Origin of the sequence: Rhodobacter sp. TJ_12 (genome assembly GCF_020023995.1) — a bacterium.
GTDB lineage: Bacteria > Pseudomonadota > Alphaproteobacteria > Rhodobacterales > Rhodobacteraceae > Rhodobacter.
In genome coordinates, this window is record NZ_NRRD01000057.1 from 1 (window position 1) to 765 (window position 765).

Genomic DNA, 765 nt, shown 5'->3' on the forward strand with positions numbered 1-765 from the left:
TGATGATGAGATCCCAATCCACCAGTCGCCGAAGAGCCTCATCGAAGCAGCCAAAGCGAGTTGCCAATTCTCTTTTGTGCGAAAATACTCCCAAGTCGATATAGTTTCCTTGAATAATATCTCCATCGCCAAATGGCCTTCCGATAACGCTGCCAGATTTAACATTTATAAATCTGCCGTACACGGCGTCTTTGCTGGGGTCTTGCAAAACTGCGTGAGCAAACATGCTCAAGAAATATGGGCGCACCTCATTGTCGCTGTCGGCGTAGGCGATCCAGTCCGCGCGCGCCTGCATCAGGCCGACGTTCCTCGCCTTGCAGACACCGACATTTCTTTCAAGCCGGACATAAACGATGCGTCCCGATTCAATTTCGTCTGGGAAAAGGCGGTGAACCTCTTTTTCCGTATTATCGGTCGACCCGTCATCCACGATAATCAGTTCAAAGCTCCGATGGGTCTGGGTCAGAACGGCTCGGATGGCACGGCTTATGCACTTTCTCCGGTTATAGGTGGGCATAATGACGGAAAAGCTGACCTTTGCCGCATCCCTTAGCCTCTGCACGTCAAAATTTAACATTGCAGAGTTGTGTATTTCGGGTTCGTTCTGCTCCAGCCAGTCTAACGTTTCGCATGTGCCGTTCAAGTTCATCGCCGGCTGAAGAAGCGCCTTAACTTTCAGAAGCGGAAGCCCTTGGTTGATGGCATAGAGCGGAAGTGCAGTGAGATTTCGTGTGGTTGGGTCATTTTCATGCACGCCCACCAGCT

The 765-nt window shown here is 50.8% G+C and carries 1 protein-coding gene; it reads right to left on the reverse strand.

Annotated features, from left to right (window positions below):
* The coding region (locus CKO11_RS17125) for a glycosyltransferase family 2 protein (protein WP_223641510.1) at positions 1 to 765 on the reverse strand (765 nt) is incomplete at both ends.